At 49.9% G+C, this 26,227-nt stretch carries 24 protein-coding genes; 5 read left to right on the top strand and 19 right to left on the bottom strand.

Translation table 11 applies throughout. The features are described 5' to 3' along the window. Nucleotides 1-104: 104 nt before the first annotated feature. Nucleotides 105-1,739, bottom strand: coding sequence for an extracellular solute-binding protein (locus tag NSU14_RS22820; protein ID WP_076242545.1), 1,635 nt, complete (start codon nt 1,737-1,739; stop codon nt 105-107). Between the two features lie 453 nt (nt 1,740-2,192). Here NSU14_RS22820 and NSU14_RS22825 point away from each other — a divergent pair, with 453 nt between their 5' ends. From NSU14_RS22825 to NSU14_RS22835, 3 genes are all read left to right on the top strand, one after another. After that, nucleotides 2,193-3,047 (top strand): AraC family transcriptional regulator, encoded by an 855-nt coding sequence (locus NSU14_RS22825; protein ID WP_042134839.1) that lies wholly within the window; start codon nt 2,193-2,195, stop codon nt 3,045-3,047. A 141-nt stretch (nt 3,048-3,188) separates the two neighbouring features. Beyond that, complete coding sequence (locus tag NSU14_RS22830; RefSeq protein ID WP_340947404.1) at nt 3,189-3,785, top strand: RNA polymerase sigma factor; 597 nt, start codon at nt 3,189-3,191, stop codon at nt 3,783-3,785. Beyond that, on the top strand, nt 3,724-5,049 hold the full coding sequence (locus NSU14_RS22835; protein WP_340947405.1) for a DUF4179 domain-containing protein: 1,326 nt from the start codon (nt 3,724-3,726) through the stop codon (nt 5,047-5,049). The genes NSU14_RS22830 and NSU14_RS22835 overlap by 62 nt, the downstream gene beginning before the upstream one ends. A 744-nt stretch (nt 5,050-5,793) precedes the next feature. Here the strand turns inward: NSU14_RS22835 and NSU14_RS22840 are convergent. The 11 genes from NSU14_RS22840 to arfA (NSU14_RS22890) form a co-directional block, all read right to left on the bottom strand. Further along, on the bottom strand, nt 5,794-6,756 hold the full coding sequence (locus NSU14_RS22840; RefSeq protein ID WP_042134833.1) for a glycoside hydrolase family 43 protein: 963 nt from the start codon (nt 6,754-6,756) through the stop codon (nt 5,794-5,796). A gap of 65 nt (nt 6,757-6,821) precedes the next feature. Continuing rightward, nucleotides 6,822-7,655 carry a carbohydrate ABC transporter permease gene (locus NSU14_RS22845; RefSeq protein ID WP_042134832.1) on the bottom strand — a complete coding sequence of 278 codons (834 nt, stop codon included), beginning with the start codon at nt 7,653-7,655 and terminating at the stop codon, nt 6,822-6,824. A gap of 1 nt (nt 7,656) precedes the next feature. Continuing rightward, nucleotides 7,657-8,550: a carbohydrate ABC transporter permease gene (locus NSU14_RS22850; RefSeq protein WP_039310521.1), complete on the bottom strand. Its 894-nt coding sequence runs from the start codon at nt 8,548-8,550 to the stop codon at nt 7,657-7,659. Between the two features lie 193 nt (nt 8,551-8,743). After that, complete coding sequence (locus tag NSU14_RS22855) at nt 8,744-10,075, bottom strand: ABC transporter substrate-binding protein (protein WP_042134829.1); 1,332 nt, start codon at nt 10,073-10,075, stop codon at nt 8,744-8,746. A gap of 64 nt (nt 10,076-10,139) precedes the next feature. Beyond that, nucleotides 10,140-11,663, bottom strand: coding sequence for an arabinosylfuranosidase ArfA (arfA, locus tag NSU14_RS22860; protein WP_340947406.1), 1,524 nt, complete (start codon nt 11,661-11,663; stop codon nt 10,140-10,142). A 691-nt stretch (nt 11,664-12,354) separates the two neighbouring features. Beyond that, on the bottom strand, nt 12,355-13,317 hold the full coding sequence (locus tag NSU14_RS22865) for a glycoside hydrolase family 43 protein (RefSeq protein WP_340948980.1): 963 nt from the start codon (nt 13,315-13,317) through the stop codon (nt 12,355-12,357). A 312-nt stretch (nt 13,318-13,629) separates the two neighbouring features. Continuing rightward, nucleotides 13,630-15,108, bottom strand: coding sequence for an alpha-N-arabinofuranosidase (locus tag NSU14_RS22870; RefSeq protein WP_340947407.1), 1,479 nt, complete (start codon nt 15,106-15,108; stop codon nt 13,630-13,632). A gap of 32 nt (nt 15,109-15,140) precedes the next feature. Further along, nucleotides 15,141-16,055 (bottom strand): carbohydrate ABC transporter permease, encoded by a 915-nt coding sequence (locus NSU14_RS22875; RefSeq protein WP_340947408.1) that lies wholly within the window; start codon nt 16,053-16,055, stop codon nt 15,141-15,143. A gap of 54 nt (nt 16,056-16,109) precedes the next feature. Next, a complete protein-coding gene (locus NSU14_RS22880) occupies nt 16,110-16,988 on the bottom strand; it encodes a carbohydrate ABC transporter permease (RefSeq protein ID WP_171718997.1) in 879 nt (292 codons plus the stop codon). A 77-nt stretch (nt 16,989-17,065) separates the two neighbouring features. Continuing rightward, nucleotides 17,066-18,313 (bottom strand): extracellular solute-binding protein, encoded by a 1,248-nt coding sequence (locus NSU14_RS22885; protein ID WP_340947409.1) that lies wholly within the window; start codon nt 18,311-18,313, stop codon nt 17,066-17,068. Nucleotides 18,314-18,408: 95 nt separating this feature from the next. Further along, complete coding sequence (gene arfA, locus NSU14_RS22890) at nt 18,409-19,926, bottom strand: arabinosylfuranosidase ArfA (RefSeq protein ID WP_340947410.1); 1,518 nt, start codon at nt 19,924-19,926, stop codon at nt 18,409-18,411. A gap of 367 nt (nt 19,927-20,293) precedes the next feature. Here arfA (NSU14_RS22890) and NSU14_RS22895 point away from each other — a divergent pair, with 367 nt between their 5' ends. Both NSU14_RS22895 and NSU14_RS22900 read left to right on the top strand, forming a co-directional pair. Further along, nucleotides 20,294-21,253: an ArsR/SmtB family transcription factor gene (locus NSU14_RS22895; protein ID WP_042134824.1), complete on the top strand. Its 960-nt coding sequence runs from the start codon at nt 20,294-20,296 to the stop codon at nt 21,251-21,253. 161 nt (nt 21,254-21,414) lie between these two features. Next, nucleotides 21,415-21,573, top strand: a complete 159-nt coding sequence (locus tag NSU14_RS22900) for a hypothetical protein (protein WP_019912516.1) — start codon at nt 21,415-21,417, stop codon at nt 21,571-21,573. A gap of 120 nt (nt 21,574-21,693) precedes the next feature. Here the strand turns inward: NSU14_RS22900 and NSU14_RS22905 are convergent, their stop codons facing one another. The 7 genes from NSU14_RS22905 to aroE all read right to left on the bottom strand — a co-directional run bounded on the left by NSU14_RS22905 (nt 21,694) and on the right by aroE (nt 26,205). Beyond that, the gene (locus tag NSU14_RS22905) at nt 21,694-22,464 is read right to left on the bottom strand and encodes a class I SAM-dependent DNA methyltransferase (RefSeq protein WP_042134823.1); all 771 of its coding nucleotides are present in this window, start codon (nt 22,462-22,464) and stop codon (nt 21,694-21,696) included. A gap of 22 nt (nt 22,465-22,486) precedes the next feature. Further along, nucleotides 22,487-23,404, bottom strand: a complete 918-nt coding sequence (locus tag NSU14_RS22910; protein WP_039308300.1) for a CvfB family protein — start codon at nt 23,402-23,404, stop codon at nt 22,487-22,489. Further along, complete coding sequence (gene rsfS, locus NSU14_RS22915; protein ID WP_340947411.1) at nt 23,401-23,748, bottom strand: ribosome silencing factor; 348 nt, start codon at nt 23,746-23,748, stop codon at nt 23,401-23,403. Before rsfS ends, NSU14_RS22910 begins: the two co-directional genes overlap by 4 nt. Continuing rightward, nucleotides 23,745-24,323 (bottom strand): bis(5'-nucleosyl)-tetraphosphatase (symmetrical) YqeK, encoded by a 579-nt coding sequence (yqeK, locus tag NSU14_RS22920; RefSeq protein ID WP_340947412.1) that lies wholly within the window; start codon nt 24,321-24,323, stop codon nt 23,745-23,747. The genes rsfS and yqeK overlap by 4 nt, the downstream gene beginning before the upstream one ends. After that, nucleotides 24,295-24,897: a nicotinate-nucleotide adenylyltransferase gene (locus NSU14_RS22925; RefSeq protein WP_042134817.1), complete on the bottom strand. Its 603-nt coding sequence runs from the start codon at nt 24,895-24,897 to the stop codon at nt 24,295-24,297. The genes yqeK and NSU14_RS22925 overlap by 29 nt, the downstream gene beginning before the upstream one ends. Before the next feature lie 80 nt (nt 24,898-24,977). Beyond that, complete coding sequence (gene yhbY / locus NSU14_RS22930; RefSeq protein ID WP_036697934.1) at nt 24,978-25,271, bottom strand: ribosome assembly RNA-binding protein YhbY; 294 nt, start codon at nt 25,269-25,271, stop codon at nt 24,978-24,980. Nucleotides 25,272-25,308: 37 nt separating this feature from the next. Next, nucleotides 25,309-26,205, bottom strand: a complete 897-nt coding sequence (gene aroE / locus NSU14_RS22935; RefSeq protein ID WP_340947413.1) for a shikimate dehydrogenase — start codon at nt 26,203-26,205, stop codon at nt 25,309-25,311. Between the last annotated feature and the right edge of the window lie 22 nt (nt 26,206-26,227).

The following is a 26,227-nucleotide window of genomic DNA, read 5'->3' on the forward strand; positions in this document are numbered from 1 at the left end:
ACCCTTCCATTAAGGAGCCGGAACAAGCAGTCTCAGCCAGATTGTCCGCTGACGCTTCTTCCGGTCCCGGTTTCTCTTATAGCACTTACGGTGCTTATCTGCGCTTACTGATTCTTTTTGTAATCGTCATAATATTTCTGGATGATCTCAATATTCTTGTCCACACCGGTCTTCCCGATATTCTTCACGTAGTCATCCCACTCGGCATCAATGCCGCCCTTGGTAATCCATTGCGACCATTTCGACAGGGCGAGTGACATCATACCGGTGTTATTCAAGCTCATCGTGTTGTTATCCGCCGCGCTGTACTTGATGAACATGCTCGGCAGCACATCCGTATCCTTATTGATCCCGTCCAGCGCTGCTTTGAGCGGCTCGGTCTGGCTGCCGACAGACTGCATATCCGTACCCAGCGTCAGCTTAAGGGAATCGGCAATATACATAGCTCCGTTATCCGCCCAGGAGGAGGTCCATTTCCAGGTACCAGGGTCCATCGCGGCATCCGCAGGAGGCAGAATACTGTAGCTGCCGTCTCCGTTGTCACCGATATTCGTTCCGAGGGAGCCGAATAGCACCTGCATACTTACAGTAGGATCATACAATTCATTGATGAACTTCATGGCCGCTTCCTTGTGTTTGGATTGGGCGGACATCTGTACTGCATTCACCCCATAGTTCAGGGAGTTGTAATCATAGCTCCAGGAAATCTTGCTGGTTGAATCAGCCGATACTTTGAGCGGGGACATCGAGGCATACTGCGGAGCCAGCGTATTACCGACTCTGTCCGTGACCTCCCAGCCCCAGGTGAAGCCGACGGCTGCTGTCTCACCGTTGCCGCGGGCAACGGACTGGTATTTGGTATAGTCCTGGGTGAACACTTCAGGATTGATCAGTCCGGCGCTGAAGCATTTGTTCAGGAACGCGACCAGTGTTTTGTAGCGCTCATCCGTGAAGAAGTTCTTCACCTTGCCGTCTTCGACGAAATAACCCAGTCCGCTGTTATCCGTCAGTGTGATCCCTTCGCTGCCCATCAGCACGGTCGGCATAAAGGCTCCGAACGCCACAGTTCCTGTAGGGGCAAAATCCATCGGAATTTCGTCATTCTTATCGCCGTTTCCGTTGGCATCCTCATCCTTGAATGCTTTCAGCACATCGAACAGCTCATCCCAGTTGGTAGGCATCTGCAGGCCGAGATTGTCGAGCCACTTCTGGTTGATGAACTGGCGTGTTGTGGTTTCCGGCCAGAATCTCTGGTATTTGGGCAGGCCGTAGATTTTGCCGTCCAGCTGTGTGGCAATCACTTTGGTCTCCGGTTTGGCATCGAACATCGCCTGCACGTTAGGACCGTAATCCTTGATCAGTCCGGTCATATCCTCGAAGAGGCCCGGGAACTGCGAGAAGTCGGCATCCGTAATGGAATTCACGCCTACAATCAGGTCAGGAATATCGCCGCTGGCAAGCAGTGTGCCCTTCTTCTGATCCCAGTCCGCCGTTACCTCCTGCCACTCAATTTCAACGCCGGCGCGTTCCTCGGCCTCCTGCAGCCATTGCATTTTGGAGAATTCCTGGGTCAGCGGATGTTTGGTCATAATTGCTGTAAGCTTCACCTTCTTGCCCGTATCTCCGCCACCGGCAGCATCTGTATTTGTATTTGTATTTGTATTGTTGCCGCCGGAGCATCCCGATAACGCCGCCGCACCGAGCATAAGCGCGAGCATACCCGTTAGTAACTTCTTCATTTTGTATCCTCCCTTTTTCTGTCCGCCTCTATGGTCAAGCAAGATATATTTCAACATTTGTTAAAATTAACCGAAACCGCTTCTGTTTTTCCGGATTTTTCCTCACACATTTCTGATCCAATTTGTTTCCGGCTTTTTGCCCGCACAAAAATGTATACGCTTACATAAGACTCTAAAAAAATATGCCCTCGCCATTTGTAGCGCAAATGCCATATTTCACAAGCTTTTTGCCTCATCTCCTTTGTTTGAATATGGGTTAAGTTTGTCTGTTTGTCTTATCTACAGCTTACCCTTATTTCAAATTCGGATAAATAGTTTAATGTTCGAATATGTGTAAAAAGGTTAGTCATTACCTAAACTTTTTATTTGGGAAGCGCTTTACTTCATGCCGGGATTAAGGAATAATAAAGGTTAGAAGAAGTGTACTAAAGTCAGAAAAAAGGGGACATGCAAATGACTGCCTTCGAGCTGATTGTGGATAAGCCAGTGAATCTGGAGATTACCGGCAAGTTTGTCGCCCCCTCTGCAGAATGGGTCCATCTGAGCAGGATTTTGCAGGATTATGAGCTTATCGTTATGACCGAAGGGGTGCTCTACCTGGCCGGTGACAACCAGCAATTCGTGGTCTCCAAAGGGGAATATCTGCTCCTCCCTCCGCTCACCAAGCAATACGGGTACAAGCCCTCTGAATGCAGTTTCTACTGGCTGCACTTTCATTCCACCAGCGGAATTCAGGTTACCGATCTCTCCCCGCGCACCTATGACAAGGAAGATAACCGGATTCTATTGCCCCAGTACGGAACCCTCCGGAGCCTGGAGAAAATCATCGTAATGATGAAGCAGCTGCAGGATTCGGTGCGGGGCTACAATCAGACTACACTCAACAACTACATGGCTACTGTGATTCTATGCGAGCTGTACAACCAGACCTGCAATGCCGATGCTGACCCGCTCAAGAAGACGAAGCAGGAGCAGCTCTATAACGATATTGTGGACTACATCAAGTGGAGCCGCAGTGAACACATCAAGGTATCGCAAATCGCCGCCTACTTCGGCTACAATGAGAAATATCTCTCCCATCTGTTCACCGTGATCTCCGGGATCTCCCTGAAGCAATATATTCTGCAGCAGAAGATGGAGCTGGCGAAATTCCTGCTGGCCGACACCAACCAGAATGTCAGTGAAGTCTCGCTGCAGCTCGGCTATAAGGATTGCCATAATTTCATGAAATCGTTCAAAAAGATCGTTGGCCTCACCCCCACCGACTTCCGCAACGCTTATGCCAAACGTCTGCTGTTCTACGAATGAATTAAGAAAGCTCATCATACTAATTCCTCCGCGGCTTCCCAGGGGCTACTCATTCCCCCGAGAACAGGCTGTGGAGATTTTTTTGTGCATAATGAACTTTTAGAACCTCTGCGGACTCTTATCTATGAAAGAGGTGAGAACATGAATGTAAGCCGTCTTGTGAGACAAGCCCAGCGGGGTAACAAAGAAGCCTTATTACAATTAATTTTAGCTGAACAGGACGCTTATTACAGGCTTGCCTACAGCTATATGGGCAATGAGCACGATGCCATGGATGTCATGGAAGATATGATTGTTACGCTTTACGAGAAGCTGGAGCAGTTGAACAATAGGGAGGCCTTCTACAGCTGGAGCAAAACGATACTCGTGAACCGCTGCAAGACCGTCCTCCGCAAGCAGGAGCGTTATCTTCCTCTGGACGGTGAAGACGACCGGGAGCCTTCACTTGCCGCATGGACTGCAGATAACCCCTACCGCTATACGGAGTCTGAGATGGACATGTCGGCGCTGCTTGCTCACCTGAACCCGCGGCAGCGGGAAGCGATTGAACTCCGCTATGTTCATGATCTTCCCTATCAGACAATTGCCGAGATGACCGATTCACCGGTGGGTACAATCAAGTCAAGAATCTCGCAGGGCATACAGAAACTAAAAGCCATGATCGGAGGTGACCGTTATGAGAACGATCGAGGAGAGATTACAGGAGCATCAGCAGACCATGACCCCATCAGAACTTGAGGGCAGACTTCGAACAGCGCTTGAGCGTGTTCCTGTGAAGACAAGAACCCGGAGTAGAGTGAGAACCTGGGTTGCCTCAGCAGCTGCAGCCTTTATTCTGACGGTGGGCATCTATCAATATCCTGCATTTGCTTATTACGGCGGGAAGCTGTTTAGTAAAAGCGAACTGGATACCATGGCCTTCACTGAATTGGCGGATCACGGATACGGTCAAAGCGTCCATAAAAGCAAAACGTTAGATGACGGAACGGTTATTACCATTAACGGGGTAATTGCGGACGACAACGCCCTGACGATGTATTACAGCATTGATCCGGCTTCAGGCAGTGTATATACTGGCAACTTCCCTGCCGGCAACTATTCTCTCCGTTACGGAGTAGATAAACTGGAAGGGTTCCTGACGGATTCAGATCCCCTGGGGGGGAGCGGCGGCAGCAGCAAAGACGGTACCCGTTTCGAGGGAGTATACAAATTTGAGCCGGCCAGCCCCTTCTCCAGAACATTGACCGTTACATTCAGCGAGTGGCTGGAGGATGGAACAGTGGCACACTATCCTGTCTCCTTCAAATTTGAAGCGAACCAAGCCATGAAAAGCCTGCTCACAGCGGATATATCCCAAGCTGTTCCGGTTGATCAGGGAACTGTCCACTATGATTCTATTACAGCTTCTCCGACCTCAACCCTTGTGAAAGGGCATTATGAACTGGAAGATGGGGAGACTCCGAGATTCTCGGCTGTAACCAAGCTCTATGTGAATGGGATTGAAGTGAATTACTGGTCCATGCGTTCGGCACGTTCCGGCAAAACGGGACTCACGGATTTTGAAATCGAATACGATGTGCTCCCGACAGACAAGCTGCAAAGCGTTGAACTGGTACTCGATAATTTCACCGGATATGAGCAAATAGAACAGCCTGTCTCCCTGGCCGCACCCTCTGACCGCTCCATTCTGCTTGGCGAGGAGAAGCTCTGGATCCGCAGTGTTACCCGGACCGGTACCGGCTATGATATCGTGATCGCCGGGAAGCAGTTCACCTTCCTCGACACAGAGACTTTAGCTGTTCAAGCCGGAGGAACCACAGTTCCCGTTGCTTCTATATCCCAGTCCCGTCCGTGGGACTTGAAGAACGGCAACATCCTGTGGGAACGGACCTATTCGTTCAATACGGAGGATGCGCCGCAGTTCCTGCTGCTGGATGGATACCACTACATTAAGACTTATAACAAGACCATTACAGTTCCTATAGATGGCAAGAAACATTAGAAATACACTATTGTCTCCGAAGTGCCGCGCCGGGCAGCAGGAGTGGAGTGAGCTTCCTATGTTCGGTGTTCGGTGTTCGGTGTTCGGTGTTCAATCCACAATTCGCGGCACAGAGCTTCACCTAGGCATAAATGTTGTACGTTTTACAACTTGGCCCCCTGTATATCCGGATGTTTGGGAGGAATGTTGTACGAAATACAAGAATTATCCGGCTAAACCGTCTGGCGGAGAAGAAAAGATGTATTTCATACAACAATCTTGGATTAGGGCCAATATCCTGAGGAAAATGTTGTATTTTGTGCAGGATCTCGCATGAATTCAATAGACCACTCAGAGCACTCACACAAACGTCAGGTTATCAAGAATATCTTAAGAGTAGCTACTCTCACCGATAGTTGTATTCCGTACACTTAAAAGACGGCCCCAAAGCAAATTCGGCCTCTTAATTGTATTCTGTACAACTAAAAGTATAGAAAAGTGCTCCTATGCGGCACAAAGGTCAATATAGTTGCAGAGAATACAACTATAATACTTACCGCGCAATAACTGGTGACTTTAGTTGTACTAAATACAGTTATAACCCATCAACTAAAAGCAAGACGCAAAAAATCCCGCTCCCCTATCAGGGTTGCGGGATTTTTGTGTCTACATAAGCTGAACTTAAGTTCACTCTATATAGCAGAAACTTTCTGCATCCGCAGGCCCGTCATCTGCCATTGCGGCTCCGGGACGGGAACCGGTCCGTTACTTCCCGCCGTCCTTCACAGGCACGCCGAAATCCGGCGTGCCGTCTTCATTCCAGTGCAGGCGCTGGGCCCGGGTGTGGCGGTTCGGATCGTACAGCGGGTCTCCGGTAATCTCCTTATAGTTGCGGGCATGGTAGATCAGCACATCCTCACCGTTCTCATCCACTGTGAAGCTGTTATGCCCCGGGCCGTATTGCCCATTCTCCTCACTGGTCTTGAAGACCGGCTCAGGATGTTTGGTCCAGGAGGCCGCGTCCAGCAGATCGCTGTCCTCATCCGCCGTGAGCAGGCCCATGCAGTAATTGTAGTCAGTGGCGCTCGCGGAGAAGCTCATGAAGATCTTGCCGTTGCGCTTCAGCACTGCTGCGCCTTCATTCACCCGGAAGCCAATAATCTCCCACGGATACTCCGGCGTGGCGATCATGGTCTGCGGACCTGTTAACGTCCAGCCGTTCGCCATGGCCGAGATATACAGGTTGGAATTCCCCTCGATATCGGGGTCTTTTTGCGCCCATACATAGTACCGCACTCCCTTGTGCTCGAACGAAGTGGCATCCAGGGCGAAGGATTCCCAGGCCGTCTTCATCTGGCCTTTCTCTACCCATTCCCCTTCCAGCGGGTTCGCCGAAGCATTCTCCAGCACGAACATGCGGTGGTCGAACAGCCCTTCCTTCGTTTCGGTGGTCCGGGCGGCAGCGAAATAAATATACCATTTGCCGTCAATGTAATGAATTTCGGGAGCCCAGATATTGGCACTGAGCGGACCACTCTCATATTTGCGCCAGGCTACGACTGGTACCGCTTCTCTCAGCCCTTCAATTGTTGCAGCTCTGCGTACTTCAATCCGGTCATACTCCGGTACGGAAGCCGTGAAATAGTAATAGCCGTCTGTATGTTTGTACACCCAAGGGTCCGCCCTCTGCTCTACAAGCGGATTACTGTACTCTCTATTTGTGCTCATCATGGTTTCTCCTTTAATCTGATCTTTTTATCTAAGAATTCATCTAAGAACATTACAGGCAAGCCTTACCCTTTCACCGCTCCTGCGGTCATCCCGTCGATGAAATACTTTTGGAAGGCCAGGAATAAGGCCAGAATGGGAAGAATGGAGAAAAAAGAGCCGACAATAAGTAAATCATAATTGTTGCCATATGGAGTCAGGAGTGTCTTGAGTCCGATAGGCAGGGTATATTTGTGCTCACTGCTAAGCACCATGAACGGCCAGAGGAAGTTGTTCCAGCTGTTCATACCGTTCAGGATCGCCATTGCGGCGAATGAAGGCTTCATAATAGGCAGAATCAGGCGCAAATAAATCCCGTATTCACTGGCCCCGTCCACTCTGCCGGCAGCAATGATTTCCTTCGGAATTCCGCTTAAATATTGTCTGAAGAAGAAGATCGTCGCTGCACCGGCTATCCCCGGCAGAATAATTGCAGAGTAGCTGTTCATCAGCCCCATATTATTGGTCAAGGTATACAGAGGCAGCAGCAGAATCTCAAATGGAACCATCATGATAAGAAGCACACATATAAAAAGGAAGTTCTTCCCTCTGAATTCATATGCCGAGAAACCATAAGCCACTGTGGCACTTACCAGCAAGGTCAACGTTACCTGCACCAGCGTAAGCACCACCGAATTGAAGAACCATGTAAAGTAGGCATGATCGCCTGTAAACAGGTACACGAAGTTATCGAAATTCATTACCGAAAGGTCGAACTTCAGATTCAGCCCATATCGGATCAAATCTTCACCAGGCTTAAAGGAGGCAATCGTTACTGCATAGAACGGTATCAGGATCAGGATGCATACCACCGTAAAGAAGGCAAAGAGGACGATTTTGATTGCAGTTTCTTTTTTCATCTTAATCCTCCTTCTTAAACATGCCGCTAAAGGCCAGTTGTGTCAGGTTGATCACCATAGTAATCAAGAGCAGCACAATACCCACCGCAGCCGCATATCCAAGATTGTTCTTTTCAATTCCCTGGCGGTACAGATACCCGACAATGGTAAGGCCTATATTCTTCGGGGAATTATTGCCGTTCCATAACATCATGCTCTCAATGAACATAGCCAGACCGGCGTAAATACTGATCGTCAGTACATATATGGTGGTAGGCTTCAACAAAGGCATGGTGATTCTTGTGAATTTCTGAAAAGCTGACGCTCCGTCAATCGATGCCGCTTCATAATAATCATCCGGAATATTCTTGAGGCCGGATAGAAAATACAGCATATTGACCCCCATCCATCTCCAGCTGGCCAAGGCGACCAGGGCGATAAATCCCGTGACCTGCCCCTTCAGAAATTTAACCGGCTCTACACCGAATACGCCCAGAAGGCTGTTGATCAGCGAGCCCTCCATTTCACCGAACATTAATCTGAAGATCGTACCGGCTACAACCACTGAGGTCAGTGCCGGAAAGAAGAAGGAGGATTTGAAGAATTCCCGTCCCCACATAAATTTATTGTTGATCAGGACCGCGAACAGCATTGGAAAAGGAATGAGAATAAGCAGGGTCAGGATCATATATACGCCGCTGTTGCGGACGGCCTTGAAGAAGATCGTGTCGCTCATCAGCTTAGTATAATTATCGATTCCTACCCACTGCGCCTCCTGGCCTAGTGTTACCTTTTGAAAACTCATACCGAACGAGCTAAGCAGGGGATATACCCAAAAAATGAGGAACACCAGCACAAAGGGCAGCACGAACACGTAAGGAGCGACCTTTTGCGAGTACAGAAAGTTTTTAAACATTGCTCTACTCCTTTCATGGTGGAACTTAAATAGTGCTTTAGTTCAAGTGGAAACGGCTTTGCTGTCCTCATAAGGACGGTATCGTTTCAGCGAGAAATAGAAGGATAAATTAAGGTGTGAAACATATAAATTCTTATATTTTTAAATAGAGCTACTCTGCCCGCAGAGTAGCTCTCCCAGTTTAACTATCCGGTTATTTCAACTCTTGTTCAATTTGTGCCTGTGCATCATCGAGCGCCTTCTGTACATCCTTGCCGTCCTCGAAGATTTCATTTAGGGTAACTGTGCAAAGAACATTATTGATGGTCGGTGAAGCCGATGTGGATTTGATCAGCTGGATTTCGTCTTTAATTTCATTCAATACATCGAACGGGTTGTTGACAAAATACTTCACGAACTGATTCTCAGGATTATGAGTCACGTCTTTCATATCCCATACGCTCATGTTGATCGGGTCAAAGCCGAGAGTGTTCCAGATTTCGATATTGGCATCCAGGGAAAGCTTCGCATAAGCAATGAAGTCTTTAGCCAGCTGCACATCTTTGGCTGTTTTGGTTACGACAGTACCGGTTCCGCCGCCGCCATACGATCTTGGCATTCCTTTCTCAAACACCGGAAGCGGAGCAATGGCAATCTTGCCCTGCAAGTCCGCCATGTAGTTCGTGTATCTCGACATTTGCCATAGCGGCATGAAGGCTGCTGCATAGTTACCGGAGTTGTATTCACCATAAGCTTCTTCTGTATCCGGCTGCCCTCCGGCGATGGTGGAGATTACATTGTTGTCCTGCAGATCCTTGAGCATAGTAAGGGCTTTCACCAGCTCCGGTGAATTCACCTTTGGATTGCCGGCTTCATCAGTGAGGTCAGAGCCTTGCTGTGCCAAAAGGAGCGATTCTTGCCAGATAGCGCTTGTGTCAGCGGTACCCATGTATTTGCCGGTTTTTTCGTACACTTGCATGCCGGCTTTCTTGAAATCATCCCAGGTTACGATCGTCTTGTAATCGACTCCTGCCTGTTCGAGAATTTCTGTGTTATAAAAGGCAACGGTTGCCCCTACGTGAGTAGACAGGCCGTAGATATTACCTTCTTTGCTGTACAAATCCAGCTGGGATTGCACAACTGTACCCTTGAAAGGCTCAGCTACATCATTAAGCGGTTCCAGCTGTGGTGTTCCGGCCAGGAAGTCAGGAAATTTACCCAATTCAATATCGGCAATATCCGGTGCGCCTACGCCCGTCTGCACGGCAATCGATAACTTGTTGTGCATATCGTCATAAGGCATTACTGTAACATTCAGCTTGATCTGACGATCAGGATTGGCCGCATTCCATTTCTCTAGCATTTTCTCAAAATGCTGGCCGTGTAATTCAACGAATGTCCAGTAGGAGAGTTCAGTCGCACTCTCGCCGGCACCGGCATTAAGTACCGAACTTTCTCCGCCCTCTTCCTTCGATGACCCTCCACAGCCCGCCAGGAATACTACCATAGCCACTACCATTAATGCGAGAAACCCCTTCTTCTTCATCCTTAAACCTCCCTTATTTGTGTACAAAATATCAGTTATATAAGAACTGCTCTTACAGTCCGGCTCACAAGCCTGCGCTTTTCTTCAGCCGGATTACGTTCCACGAAGCTTTGGAGAGAAGTGTGTCTACGTAACCATCCTTGCATACGGTACCGGCAGCCTGCACCGGCTGTACCTTCTGTTCTGCGGGCGTATTCACAGCTTTCAGGTCATCATGCTTCAGAACGATATGCTCAAGCAGGGTATACCCCTCGAAGCCCCGGATATCGGCCTTCAGGTGCAGGCCTTCCTCCAAATGACGGTTCACCGCAAAAATAGTCAGCTCCCCCTGCTCCGCATTATGTACAATCGCGCTGTCCAGGTAAGGAACATCAGTGTAATCCTGTGCATCGTACTTCGGTGAATTCACAATCGGCTGAAGCGAAACACCGCGTCCATATTTGGAAGCATGCAGATAAGGATAGAAGATGGTCTGCTTCCAGGCAGCACCGCCTGCTTCCGTCATTATTGGTGCAATTACATTGACAAGCTGGGCCAGACAAGCCATCTTCACCCGGTCTGCATGTCTCAGGAACGTAATCAGCATGCTGCCGACCAGCAGGGCATCCTCGAAGTTGTAGTGATCTTCAAGCTGCGGCGGACCGATGGTCCATGGATCAATCTTCGTATCTGATTCGTTCGAGTGGTACCATACATTCCATTCATCGAAGCTGAGATACATCGTCTTCTTGCTGCGTTTCTTCGCCTTGATATAGTCACAGGTGGCTGTGACCGTCTCGATGAAATGCTCCAGGTCCATGCTGCGTGCCAGGAAGTTCGCCGAATCGTTATCACGGTTTCCGTAATATTGATGCAGTGAAACATAATCGGCTACGTCGTAGGTATGATCCAGAGTAACCGCTTCCCATTCAGGGAAGGTCGGCATCGCCGAGCTTGAGCTTCCGCAGGAGACAAGCTCAATGTCCGGGTCTACCAGGCGCATCGCCTTTCCTGTCTCATAAGCCAGCCGCCCATATTCCACAGCCGTCTTCTGACCGATCTGCCAGGGTCCATCCATTTCATTGCCCAGACACCAGGTCTTGATCTTATGGGCCTGCTCTACTCCGTGGCTTCTCCGCAGATCACTCCAGTACGTTCCTCCGGGATGATTGCAATATTCCAGCAGGTTACGTGCTGCATCTACTCCGCGTGTTCCGAGATTGACTGCCATCATGACCTCTGAACCCGCTTCTCTGGCCCAGTTCATGAATTCATTGGTACCTACCTCATTAGGCTCAACCGTCCTCCAGGCCAGTTCAAGACGTCTGGGACGCTGTTCTACCGGACCTACACCATCCTCCCAATTGTAACCGGATACAAAATTTCCTCCGGGATATCGGATAATTGGCACATCCAGTTCCTTCACCAGTGATTTCACATCGGCTCTGAAGCCGGAAGCGCCTGAAGTGGGATGTCCGGGCTCGTATATTCCGCCGTAGACCGCCCGCCCCAGATGTTCTATGAATGAGCCGTAGATCCGCTTATCCACTTCAGCAATTACAAAGGATTTGTCTACAATCAGCGTTGCCTTTAATGCACCAGAAGTCATATCATCACCAACCGTTTCATATAATTGTGAAATAATTAGAAAACATTCAAATGTATTCGCTTACAAGTATAAAATAACATATATAAACATCTCTGTAAACATAAAGATATAAACTTATTCATACATATTCAAAGTAAAACCGACAAAAGGTATATCCTCTTAAAATTTACTCATTTTTTGTAACAAAACATCTTTATTAATTTGATAAAACATAAAAAAATTGATATATAACTCATATTTAACTTAATTTCAATTACAACATCCAATTAAAGGGATGTTTTCCTCCTTTTAAGCTAAATTAGTTTATAATTATATAAAATTGTTTTTTTCTAAACGACCTCCCAGGAAGAATGTATCCTAAATATGATTTACATTGCATTATCAAGAAGCTGGAGGCGAGCGGCCTGATCGAGATCAACACCTCGGTAGGCAGGCGCGGCATCCAGAAGGTCTGCTATCTGAAGTGACTTCAACGAGCCGTGTTACTTCGACGAGCCCCACCTAATTCCGCAACGCCTATGCGAAGCGCCTGCTGTTCTATGAGTGAGATCAACAGCGGGTTTCATCGAGATTTCCTGCACAGCATAAAGAGTCCCGCTCCCCTATAAGGGTTGCGGGACTCTTTGCATATTAGCAGATTAGCAGGCCATTCCTTTGCCATTACGGCAGCGGGTTTATATGAACCCGCCCTTTATTTCCCGCCGTCCTTCACCGGGATACCGAAATCCGGTGTGCCGTCTTCATTCCAGTGCAGGCGCTGGGCCCGGGTGTGGCGGTTCGGATCGTACAGCGGGTCTCCGGTAATCTCCTTATAGTTGCGGGCATGGTAGATCAGCACATCCTCACCGTTCTCATCGACCGTGAAGCTGTTGTGCCCCGGGCCGTATTGCCCGTTCTCCTCACTCGTCTTGAAGACCGGCTCAGGATGTTTGGTCCAGGAGGCGGAGTCCAGCAGATCGCTGTCCTCATCCGCCGTGAGCAGGCCCATGCAGTAATTGTAGTCGGTTGCGCTGGCAGAGAAGCTCATGAAGATTTTGCCGTTACGCTTCAGAACAGCTGCGCCTTCATTCACCCGGAAGCCAATAATCTCCCACGGATACTCCGGCGTGGCGATCATCGTCTGCGGACCTGTTAACGTCCAGCCGTTCGCCATGGCCGAGATATACAGGTTGGAATTCCCCTCGATATCGGGGTCTTTTTGCGCCCATACATAGTACCGCACTCCCTTGTGCTCGAACGAAGTGGCATCCAGGGCGAAGGATTCCCAGGCCGTCTTCATCTGGCCTTTCTCTACCCATCCCCCTTCCAGCGGGTTCGCCGAAGCATTCTCCAGCACGAACATGCGGTGGTCGAACAGACCTTCCTTCGTTTCGGTGGTCCGGGCGGCAGCGAAATAAATATACCATTTGCCGTCAATGTAATGGATTTCGGGAGCCCAGATATTGGCACTGAGCGGACCACTCTCATATTTGCGCCAGGCTACGACTGGTACCGCTTCTCTCAGCCCTTCAATTGTTGCAGCTCTGCGCACTTCAATCCGGTCATACTCCGGCACGGAAGCCGTGAAATAGTAATAGCCGTCTGTATGTTTGTACACCCAAGGGTCCGCCCTCTGCTCCACAAGCGGATTGCTGTACTCTCTATTTGTACTCATCATGGTTTCTCCTTTGGTCTGTTCAGAAGTATTAAACGGCTGTGTAACTCAGACCTGAGCATACCGAATGTACCGGGGAAGGAGGAGGATTTGCCGTCATCAGTCCGCGGGCCTCAGTTCCACTACGAAGCGGTGGATAAGGGCACAGCGAATCCTGAAGCCCGTGTGTCTTGTATTGTTCCTCCGTTGCAAGCGGTCTTACCCGGGTGGCAATTTCAATCAGCCGTTCCACTTTTCCGGGCTGACGAAGTTGCTATAGCAGCTCTTGCAGCCTTCCCTGCGGTTCATGTGCGGAATCTCGGGCATAGAGTCTTATTCCAGTGTAATAACGACTACTGAGGCCGGCGGAAGCTCGCAGTCCAAAGTTCCATCGTTTAAAGACACGCCTTCGAAGGCAGCCGGCGCTACAGTATCCGGATTGTTAAATGTATTGTGCGCACCGAGCTCGCCATGTGTCAGAATCTGTCCGCTTACACTGCTTAGTGTGATACCGCAAATGTCGAGGCTTAGACTGGCTGACGCTTCATGGCTGATGTTACACAGGGAGACATAGACCTTGCCTTCTCCATCACGGGATGCAGAGACGCTCAGCTGCGGAATTGTGACCCCGCCGAAGTTGTAATCCGGACTCTGTAAAGAGACCTCCAGCAGCTCATTATCCTGATGCACCTTATACATATCAAACACGTGATATGTAGGTGTAAGCAACATTTGGTCGCCTTCGGTCAGGATCAGTGCCTGCAGCACATTGACCATTTGAGCAATATTGGTCATTTGCACCCGGTCGCTGTGATTGTGGAAAATATTCAGATGAATGCCTGCCACGAGCGCATCTCTGAGTGTGTTCTGCTGATACAGGAATCCCGGATTGGTTCCGGGCTCGTTCAGGAACCATGTACCCCATTCATCTATAATCAATCCTACCCGCTTCTGTGGATCATACTTATCCATAATGGCTGAATGCCGGGTAATGAGCTCGTTCATATGAAGTGATTTCTGCATCGTTTCGAACCATTCGGCTTCATCGAAACCGAGCGACTGGCGTTTCTCTTCCCAGCTGCCGGGGATGGTGTAGGAATGAAGGCTTAGCCCGTCCATGAACCGGCCGGCTTCTCTCATCAGAACTTCAGTCCAGTTGTAATCATCCACGTTCGCTCCACCGGCAATCTTGTAGAGCCGGTTATCCCCGTAGTTCCGGGTATATGTCTGATAACGGCGGTACAGGTCCGCGTAGTATTCAGGACGCATATTTCCCCCGCAGCCCCAGTTCTCGTTGCCGACACCGAAATATTTAAGCTTCCATGGTTGTTCACGGCCGTTCTCCTGCCGCCAGGCCGCCATAGGTGATTCGCCGTCAAAGGTCATATACTCCACCCATTCTGACATCTCCTGGACTGTGCCGCTGCCTACGTTGCCGCAAATGTACGGCTCACATTCCAGCAGTTCGCACAACCGGAAGAATTCATGGGTGCCAAAATGGTTGTTTTCTACTACACCGCCCCAATGGGTGTTGACCATCCGCTTGCGTCCTTCCTTGGGGCCGATTCCGTCTTTCCAGTGATATTCATCGGCAAAACAGCCGCCCGGCCAGCGCAGCACCGGAATGTTCAGCTTTTTGAGCGCTGCAATAACATCATTACGGATACCGTCCGTATTCGGTATTGGCGAATCCTCGCCTACCCACAGGCCTTCATAGATACATCTGCCCAAATGCTCGGCGAAATGCCCGTAAATATTTTTGTTGATGACGTTTTTAGGCAGATCTGCGTTGATAACCAGCTTTGCAGTCATAGTTTCTCTCTCCTTAGAGAATATTTTTGTATTTAGCCCTTAATCCCAGAGTTCAAATTAATCGATTGCACAAAGTATTTCTGGGCAAACAGGAATAGCACCAACGTCGGGATTATCGCTAAGATTGCCGAACCCATCAATTGCCCGATCATACGGTAGTTCCCGTAGATATCCTGCAACAGCAGCAGCCCGGCCGTGACCGGCATTTTGTCTACATCGGTAAATACGATAACTGGCCACAGGAAGTCATTCCATGATCCTGTAAAGGAGAACAGCGCGCATACGATCAGAATCGGTTTAATCAGCGGCACAATGATCGAGAAATAAATTCGGAAGTGGCCCGCACCGTCCACATGGGCCGATTCATCGAGCTCTTTCGGAATGCCGTTCATAAACTGCCTTACCAAAAAGAGATTACCCATGCCCGCAAGCCCGGGGATAATCATGGCCCAGGAGGTGTTCACCCAGCCTAAGGCATCGATGATTTTATAGGAAGGAATCAGGTTCACAACACCCGGGAAAAAGGATATACCGAGGAGGGTAAAGAACAGCGTATCTCTTCCTTTAAATTTCATTCGAGAGTAGCCGTAACCGGTAATGGAAATAACAACAACGACCAATAGGGTATGCATGGACGCAATGAACAATGAGTTCACTAGCCAACGCAAGATTGGAGCCGTAGAAGTATTCTCCAAAATCTTTACATAGTTATCGAATATCCATTCTTTCGGAAACAACCGGAACCCGGAGGTCACAACTTCGGTCTGCGACCGGAAAGAGGTTGTAATTCCGAAGATTATAGGGACGATCCACATCACACACAATATGATCAAAAAGAGATACGAGATATATTTTGAAATGCTGAAGCCCGAACCTTTTCTTTTTGAACCGTTCTGTCCGCTTACAAGCGGACCTTTATCCAATTGTCCAGCCACTTGGTTTGCCATACGGTACACCTGCCTTTTCAATTTCCACTGCCAGATCCCATGTTTTAGAAATACCTACGCTGCGTTCCGGTTCATCACATAATATTGCAGGGCTGAAATAATCAAAATCACCAATCCCAGCAGCACTGCCATTGCTGACGCCATTCCCGCAATGGACTCCCCGTTGCCGAACGCGAGCTGACGGATATACATCATCAGCACATGTGTAGTCTGTCGCGGTCCGCCATCAGTCATCATTAGCGGCTGGCCAAATACGTTGAAGGCACCCGCAGTAGTCATAACAAAGGTAAAGATGAGCGGGAAACGAATCGAAGGCAGGGTGATGCTCGCAAATCTGCGGATCGGACCCGCGCCGTCCATTTCTGCCGATTCATATAAATCCTGGGATACGCCGCTGATCGAAGCACGGTAAATAATCATGTTACCTCCGACACCGCCCCAGATCGTGATGATAATAATCAGAATCCAGGCATACGGCTGGTGCGTTGGCCAGGCGACATTGGAACCGAACACATTGCCGGCCATCCCGAGCTGTTTGTTGAAGAGCAGCAGCCAGATCAGGGCTCCCGCAGAGATGGAAATCAGACCCGGGATATACAGAATAGCCTGAATCAAGCTTTTCCCCTTCACTTTCTTATGCTCAAGCGCAACCGCAATCAGCAATGGAATCACAATTAACAGCGGTACACTAAGCACGACGAAGACCAGGGTGTTCTTCAAACCGTTGTTGAACTGCGTATGAAATGTAGAGCTGTTGTCAAAAAGAATGGTCTTGTAATTGGCAAGACCCACCCAGACAGGCTCATTCATCAGATTCCATTTGGTAAACGATGCATATATCCCGTAGATTGTCGGCAGTAAAATAAAAACAACGAACAAGATGACATGTGGACCTACAAAGAAAACAGGCGCCAAATTTAATTTCTTTTTCATAGGCAATCTTTTCTCCTTTGGCATAAAGCAATGTGCCATTACCGGCACATTGCTCCATACAATCTATTCCGCTCCGTTTACTGCGCCGCGCCGCTTGTTCCTTCGGCGATTTTGTCCTCTACGAATTTCTGCATGGTTTGCAGGGTTTCGTCGATGTCCACGTTGCCGCGGACGATGTCTCCGCAGTACGTATCAACGGCTTCTGCAATGTATGGATAGTACTCATAAGTGTAGATATAGAGGGATTCAATTTCTTTTTCACTGGAGGTGAAGAAGGATTGGATATAGTCTTGATATTCAGGGTTCTCAATAACTTGTTTACTTGCTACGGTTTGTCCGGCTTTGGCCCATTCCATAGAATTCGCACGGATGAACTCAAGGAAACTGCCGATTCCGGCTACTTTCTCTTCGGATCTGTCTTTATTCTTCAGCATAGCGAACAAGTGGGAAGACGATCTGTTCGTGAACTTGTCAGGTGTAGGGGAGTATACGTTAGTTACTCCAAAGTTCAGGCCTTCCACTCCGGCATGTGCCGTAGAGCTCCAGGTACCGTCAGTGGAGAATAACACGTTGCCGGATTGGAACATCAGGTAGCCGTCTTCACCGAATGGTGTCATCAGTCCGGCATCGTTGATTTTCTTAACCTCTTCAAAGGCTTGCTTCATAACCGGCGTATTTACCGCAGGTTTGCCGTTCTCCTGAATGTCCCCGCCGAGGTTTTGAATCTGTGCAAGAATGACCCAGCCGAGCAAGGCATCATTGACAACATAATCGCCTTCATTCAATTTACCCTGCAGGGAGAGCATTTCATCAATAGTTACCACGTTGTCATCAAGGAACGATTCTGCACCGTATTTGGCGAGCAGATCTTTATTGTAGTACATCACATTACTGTGAATATCGAGTGGAACTGTATATTGAGTTCCCTCAATCGTACCTGTTGACCATGCCTGAGGCAGGTAATTTTCCTGCTTAATTTCGGGTTGTGCTGTGGTTACGGCTGTCATCGGCTCAAGCTGCCCCTGCTTAACATATCCAGGAACACGGTCGGCGTGAATAATCGACAAATCAGGCACGCCCTTGCCGGAGTTAAGCACTGTCGAAATCTTTGTATACATATCTGCGGTAATGACATGTTTCACTTTCATTTCCGGATTGGTTGCATTGTAATCTTTAACCAGTTGATCCATGTAGGCACCGTCATCCCCGGTAAGCGGCGTCCAGAACGTTATCGTATTTTTATCGTCCTTCCCGCAGCCCGCCAATACTGTAGATAATGATAGAACAAGTGCCAATGCTGAAAAACCCCACTTTTTGTTCAACACTTTCTCCTCCTAAGTAAATAAAATTTAGCAAATCATCTACAAAAATGTTTTTGCAAACAATGTACTCGTTATCGTTCTGATTCCATGTACATGTGTCAGTTCCTCTTGCCCAGACGAATGACATTCCAGGATGCCTTGGACAGAAGCGTCTCCACGTAACCGTCCTTGCATACCGTACCGGCAGCCAGTTCCGGCTGTACCTTCTGTTCTGACGGCGTATTCACCGCTTTCAGATCATCATGTTTCAGGACAATATGCTCAATCAGCGTATATCCCTCGAAGCCCCGGACATCGGCTTTCAGATGCAGGCCTTCCTCCAAATGACGGTTCACCGCAAAAATAGTCAGCTCATCCTGCTCCTCATTATGTACAATCGCGCTGTCCAGATAAGGAACATCGGTGTAATCCTGTGCATCGTATTTCGGTGAATTCACAATCGGCTGAAGGGAAACCCCGCGGCCGTATTTGGAAGCATGCAGATAGGGATAGAAAATCGTCTGCTTCCAGGCAGCACCGCCTGCTTCCGTCATTATTGGTGCAATTACATTGACAAGCTGGGCAAGACAAGCCATCTTCACCCGGTCTGCATGTCTCAGGAACGTAATCAGCATACTGCCGACCAGCAGGGCATCCTCGAAGTTGTAATGATCCTCAAGCTGCGGCGGGCCGATAGTCCAGGGATCAATCTTCGTATCCGATTCGTTCGAGTGGTACCAGACATTCCATTCATCGAAGCTGAGATACATCGTCTTCTTGCTGCGTTTCTTGGCCTTGATATAGTCACAGGTAGCTGTAACCGTACGGATGAAATGCTCCAGATCCATACTGCGTGCCAGGAAGTTCGCCGAATCATTATCCCGGTTACCGTAATATTGATGCAGTGACACATAATCGGCTACATCGTAGGTATGCTCCAGAGTAACCGCTTCCCATTCAGGGAAGGTCGGCATTGCCGAACTGGAGCTTCCGCAGGAGACAAGCTCAATGTCCGGGTCTATCAGGCGCATCGCCTTACCTGTCTCGTAAGCCAGACGTCCGTACTCCACAGCCGTCTTCTGGCCGATCTGCCAGGGTCCGTCCATTTCATTGCCCAGACACCAGGTCTTAATCTTATGAGGCTGCTCCACCCCGTGACTCCGCCGCAGATCACTCCAGTATGTTCCTCCGGGATGATTGCAATATTCCAGCAGATTACGCGCCGCATCCACTCCGCGTGTTCCGAGATTGACTGCCATCATAACCTCTGAGCCTACTTCCTTAGCCCAGTTCATGAATTCGTTGGTGCCCACCTCATTAGGCTCGACCGTCCGCCAGGCCAGTTCAAGGCGTCTCGGGCGCTGCTCAATTGGACCTACACCATCCTCCCAATTGTATCCGGATACAAAATTGCCCCCGGGATAACGGATGATGGGTACATTAAGCTCCTTAACCAGTGATTTCACGTCGCCTCTGAAGCCGAGGGTTCCTGCTGTGGGATGCCCCGGTTCGTAGATTCCGCCGTAGACCGCCCGTCCCAGATGTTCTATGAATGAGCCGTAGATCCGCTTATCTACTTCGGCAATGACAAATGACTTATCGGCGATAAGCGTTGCTCTTAGTGTACCCGACGACAATGTGATCACCCTTCCATTTCACATATTAGTTAATCAATTAAAAAATATTTGAATGTATTCGCTTACAGGTATAAAATAACATATATAAAGACCTCTGTAAACATAAAAGTATAAATCTATTTATATATATACAAACGAAAATCAATAAATGGCGCGTTTTCTGAAACATAACCTCGTTTTTTGTAATAAAACCGCTTAATTCATTTGAATAAATATAAAGTAAAGGTATATTTCAAATCATATTTAGCTGATTTTTAATTATAAACTACAAATAAAGGAAGAAATCTTTCCTTTTTAACTCAAATGGTTTATAATTTTATAAAATAGTTTGTTCTAAACGACCTCACTGGAAGAAGGTATCCTAAATATGATTTACATTAAAGATCTGATGAGCGGGATTGATATTTTCAAGGCGCTCAGCTCCGAGATCCGGATTCAGATTCTCGAGCTGCTGGCCACCAACCAGGCGCTGAACCTGAATGAAATTGCCAAGAAGCTTAAACTCAGCAATGGTGCAATTACGATGCATATCAAGAAGCTGGAGGAGAGCGGCCTGATCGAGATCAACACCTCGGTAGGCAAGCATGGTATCCAGAAGGTCTGCTATCTGAATAAGGATAAGCTGATGGTGGATCTGCGCAGCAAGGATGTCGACAATCTGTACGAGGTCGAAATCCAGGTTGGCCATTACAGCAATTATCAGGCGGTCCCTACCTGCGGACTGGCCACCAAAGACAGCATTATCGGTGACTTCGACGAGCCGCGTTATTTCGCCGATCCCCAGCGGATTGATTCCGAGATTATCTGGATGGCCGAAGGGTTCCTGGAATACCGGATTCCGAACTATCTCAAAGCCAACCAGACCTTCCGTGAGATTCAATTCTCCATGGAGATTGGCTCTGAGGCTCCCGGATTCAACGACAACTATCCTTCAGACCTGTACTTCTATGTGAATGGAATCGAAATCGGTTTCTGGACCAGCCCCGGCGACTTCGGAGATGCCCGCGGTACCTTCAATCCCGACTGGTGGCCGCCTCATCTTAACCAGTACGGCATGCTGAAGCTGATCCGGATCAACAATGAAGGAAGCTTCATTGACGGCTGCCGCATCTCGGACATCACCCTTGACGATATCAAGCTGGATTACAAAAGCGAGCTGACCTTCCGCATTGCCGTCACCGACAAGCCGGTCAACAAACGCGGCTTGACCATTTACGGCAAGCATTTCGGCAATTACAGCCAGGATCTGCTGGCACGTGTGCTCTATAATGTGCATGAGGTGGACGATCCCTCCCGCCCTGTGACAACGGCGGGGGCCATAGACTGACTGGCTTTGCAATCAGCAAGACTATCCTCCCGGGCGGTGGATGGTCTTTTTTTCATAACAAATGCAGTTTCCCGGCCGGGTAAGGAACTCCCCGTATAATTGTCCCCTCCGTAACCCACACTAACGAATGTCTTTCAAACTACCGTGAGGGAGTGTTTCGAATGCGTGAAGGGTTGATACCCGCCGTTCTTGGAACCGTAGTAACTGCTTCCAGCGCAGCTTTTTTAGGCAGCAGATATAAAATGGCTGCAACAGGCATTCTTGGATTTGGTCTGGCGCATATTGTACTCGGCACCATCGATTTGTTCGAACACAGGTAAGCACATTGGAAGATGCCGGCCCGCACGATGCTGCGGGCCGGTTCCTTTTATCACAATATACGGAAACAACAAAAAAGGCCCCCACCCTCCTACGGGTAAGGACCACTGTATACATAACGTTTATTTCACAGCTACATAAAACAGCCGCTGGGCGGAATCGTCAGCTTCGATCCACTCGAAGTCCGCATAGATCTTAACGTCCTTGAATCCGGCCTTCAGCAGCTCCTGCTTCATCCAGTCCGGATCATAGGCGCGCTGGGTATGCGTCTCTTCAAAACGCCGGTACACATCCTGGCGGCCCTCTTCACGGGCGAAGATAGACAGGTGATGCTCAATCTCACGGCGCGGCACATCGAGCTCACAGGTCCAGATGTAGGATACGTTCGGCTCATCCTGCACGAAGGGCTGTTCTTCCTCGTAGCGCGTCAGCGTATTCGGATGATGTACATCGAACAGGAAGGTTCCACCCGGCTTAAGTCCGGCATAGGTACAGGCAAATACGTCCTTGACATCCTGTTCCTCCAGTACGTAATTGAGGCAATCGCAGAAGGAAATAACCGAATCCACAGGCTCCGGCATCTCCCATTCCTTCATATTCTGTCTAACCCAGCGTACACTGCCTTCCCGCAAAAAACGCCGCCCCTGCGGCTGCTGCTCCAGCTTGCGCTGCGCCACAGCCAGCATGTCCGAAGAGAGATCAATCCCCGTCATATGATAACCTGCCGCGGCCAGCGGAATGGTCAGGCTGCCGGTACCGCAGCCGAGTTCGGCTACTGTACGCGGCTTGCCGTATTTACTCCATGCTGTCTCTGCGAAGGTCAGCCAATCCGGATACGGCATATCCGCCATCAGCTCATCGTATACATAAGCAAATTTCCCATAGGAAGACACTGCGTACACCGCTTTCTATAAACTATTGGTTGTCAGATTCAGGCTCCGAATCGGCCTCTTCCTTGCCGGCCAGATAGGTCCAGTTCTCTTTCTGGGTAACCAGCCCTTCCTTCATCAGCTTGCCCAGCGCACGCTTGAAGGCTGACTTGCTGATGCCGAAGCGCTGCTTGATAATATCCGGAGGCGTTGCATCCGAATACGGCATGCCGCCGCCCGGACGGGTAGCCAGGAAATCCAGCAGTGCCGCTGAATCCACATCACGGCCCACTTCCTTGCGGTGGCCCATGCTGAGGTTGACCCGGCCATCCTCACGGATATGCGCTACCCGTGCTTCAATCACTTCACCCAGACGCAAGAGCCGGCTGCGCTCAGAGGAATGAACCATACCAATGATGCCGAAGCCGAGTACACCAGCATCTACAAGTACAAAGGTACCCATCTGCAGAGGTTTGTATACCCGCGCAGTTACAGTCTGCCCTTGCCATGATTCAGGTGCGGGCAGCGCCAGCGGCGCCAGCTCCTGCTCTCCGGCCAGCTTGGCCCGAAGACGCCCCTGCTTGTCATGCTCCATAATGGCGAATACCTTGTCACCGATCTGCGGACGCAGCTCCACCAGCTCCGGAAGCTCGCCGATCGGCAGCAGCAGCTGTCGTCCAAGCCCCATCTCCAGGAAGCAGCCCAGACGCGGATGAATATCGGCCACTTCGAGCAGCGCCATTTCACCCAGCGTCAGGTAAGGCTTCTTCATTGTAGCTGCAGGACGGTCCTCGGTATCGAAGAAGATGAACACTTCAACCTTGTCACCGATCTTCGGCTTGCTGCCGACCAGCTCGGTGTAGTGAAGCATGATATCCTGGTCACCGGCGCTCAGGAAATATCCGTAAGGGGATACCTCCCGCATCACTTCAAGCGTAACCGTAGTTCCAGCTATCAGACTCATACCGTTTCCACAACCTTGGCATCAGACCACAGACGCTCGATGTTGTAATATTCGCGTTCATCGCGGTGGAAGACATGGACGATAACATCCCCGAGATCCATCAGTACCCAGCGGGCTGCGTCCATACCTTCGACGCCTTTGATCATTCCTCCGGCTTCATGAACTACCTTGCGAACCTCAGTAGCAATCGCTTGCACCTGGGTATCCGAATTACCGTGGCAGATAATGAAATAATCACTGATCGGCGACACGCTGCGCAGATCCAGTGCTACCACGTTCATTGCTTTTTTATCCTGAACGGCATTCAGCGCCAGCTCCAGAAGTTTGTTTGATTGTACACTCATATTTTATCCTCCAGTATTCTTACTAAATCGTTGCGCGCCAGCACCGTAAGCGGGAACACGATCCGGCGCTTCTCCAGCAGCAGGCTGATGGTAGAATCCAGTCCCGCTACCAGCCCTTCCTCCAGGCTGACCTTAGCCAGCCTGCGTATCTCATCCACACCGGGGAAATCCCGTCCAGGCTCAATATAATCGGCCAGACAGACAATTTTTTCCAGCAGGCTCATGTTCTCCCGTCCCGAGGTGTGGTAGCGGATGGCATCCAGTACCTCAGTATCCGTAATTCCATAATCATGCTCAGCGGCAAAAGCGCCCACCTCAGCATGCCATAGCTGCTTGTCGTATTTCAAAAGCTCGGTGGATAACCCGTTCTGTTCAATGATCTCCCGCATCCGCTCTACAGGCCAGTACTTGGCGACATCATGCAGAATTGCCGCTGTCTCGGCCCGTTCGGGATCAGCGCCATAACGCTGCGCCAGCTTCACAGAGGATTCCATTACGCCGAGTGTATGCTTCCAGCGTTTGTCCGGCATCTGGTCAGAGACCGCTTCAATCAGCGCTTCGCGGCTGTACCCCATACAATCCACTCCTTTGAACATAATCAAACACAGCGTCCGGCACCATATAGCGGATGGATTTCCCTTCGGCAGCCCGGGCTCTGAGCATCGTGGAGGAGAGGTCCACCAGCGGCATATCCGCCAGCACTACCCGCTCCGCAATGAAACCGGGCAGCAGCCCAAGATCAAGCGGAGTCCCGGGACGCCCGACACCGATGAAGGTCAACCTCTGCACCAGTTCCTCAATCCCCTGCCACTTGGGCAAATACTGAACCATATCCGCTCCGACAATGAAAAAGAACTCATGCTGCGGATATTCCTCCTGCAGGCTGATCACCGTTTCCAGGGTATAGGACACTCCGCCTCTGACCACTTCCCAGTCGAGAATGCCAAAAGCAGGATGGTCCTTAACCGCTTCCTGCACCATAGACAGCCTGTCCTCGCCGCTTGCTCCGGCCTCATGCTTATGAGGCGGAATATGCGAAGGCATAAACCAGACCTCCTGCAGACCGTAGCTCTCCCGCGCGGTTTCCGCGGCCATCATATGGCCGATATGCAGAGGATCGAAGGTTCCTCCCATTATTCCTACTTTCAAGAGGTCACCTCCCCCTATTATCCGATGAACTTCATCCGGCTGCAACTCTCGCACAGGTGCGGGAGCTGCGGCATCAATCCTTAGCGGGGAAGCTCAATCGTTTTGTTATCACGTGATTCCTTGTACAGAACGATCGTCTTGCCGATTACCTGAACAAGCTCCGAACCGGACTGCTCGGCAAGCGCGGCACCAATTTCCTTAGGATCATCGGCATTGTTGTTCAGCACACTGATCTTCATCAGCTCGCGTTTCTCAATAGCTTCTTCAATGTGACGGATCAGATGATCATTGACGCCGCCTTTGCCGACCTGGAATACAGCATCCAGATGATGGGCCAAAGAGCGGAGATAGCGTTTTTGTTTACCAGTTAACATAAATGAACAAACTCCTTAATTAACATATATTATTACCTTACCTCGCCGAAATCATTTCCCCGGCACTCCCGCCGAGGCAATCCACAATAGTCTGCCGCATGATATCTACGGGTGCAGCGAGTCCTGTCCAGTACTCCAGCGCATAGGCACCCTGGTAGACGAACATTCCCAGCCCTCCGTGAATGATGCAGCCCCGCTGCAGGCTCTCCGTAAGCAGCCGGGTATGCAGCGGATTGTATATCAGATCGCTTACGATCATTCCTTCATGAAGCCAAGCCGGATCTATCGGCATCCCCTCCATGTGGGGGTACATGCCTACTGAGGTCGTATTGATCACAATATCCATGCTGCCAATGACGGAAGGAACGGCTTCCATGCCGGCTCCGGCTACGTTCCCTCTGTTCCGGAAGCCGTCTGCCAGCTGATGGGCCCGCTCCTCATTACGGTTGGCGATGAGGATAGACGCCGGACGCTCCTGGAGCAGTGCCGAGACAATGCCTCTGGCTGCCCCGCCGGCTCCAATCACCAGAATACGGGTGCCTGCGAGTTCGGGTGCAGCCTCCGCCTTGAGCGAACGGACATATCCGATTCCATCCGTATTGAAGCCGGTCAGCACACCGTTGTCGTTAACAATCGTGTTGACCGCACCGACATCCACCGCGCTGGCATCCAGCTTATCCAGATAGTCCATCACCGCAACCTTGTGCGGAATGGTTACATTCACCCCGCGGAAGCCGAGGGTCTTGACCGCCTGCACGGCATCCCCCAGCTTGTCCGGAGTGATATGCAGCGGCACATAAGCGCCGGAGAGCCCGAGCGCCTTCAGCGCCGCACCGTGCATCAGCGGAGATTTGGACTGGGCAATCGGGTCGCCCATTACGCCCAGCAGAAGCTCCGGGTGTCCATCCTTACCATTCAGGCCTGTCTCAGCCATAGTATCGCCCTCCTGCAGGTTC

Source organism: Paenibacillus sp. FSL R10-2771 (assembly GCF_038000205.1).
GTDB classification, from domain to species: domain Bacteria; phylum Bacillota; class Bacilli; order Paenibacillales; family Paenibacillaceae; genus Paenibacillus_AQ; species Paenibacillus_AQ phytohabitans.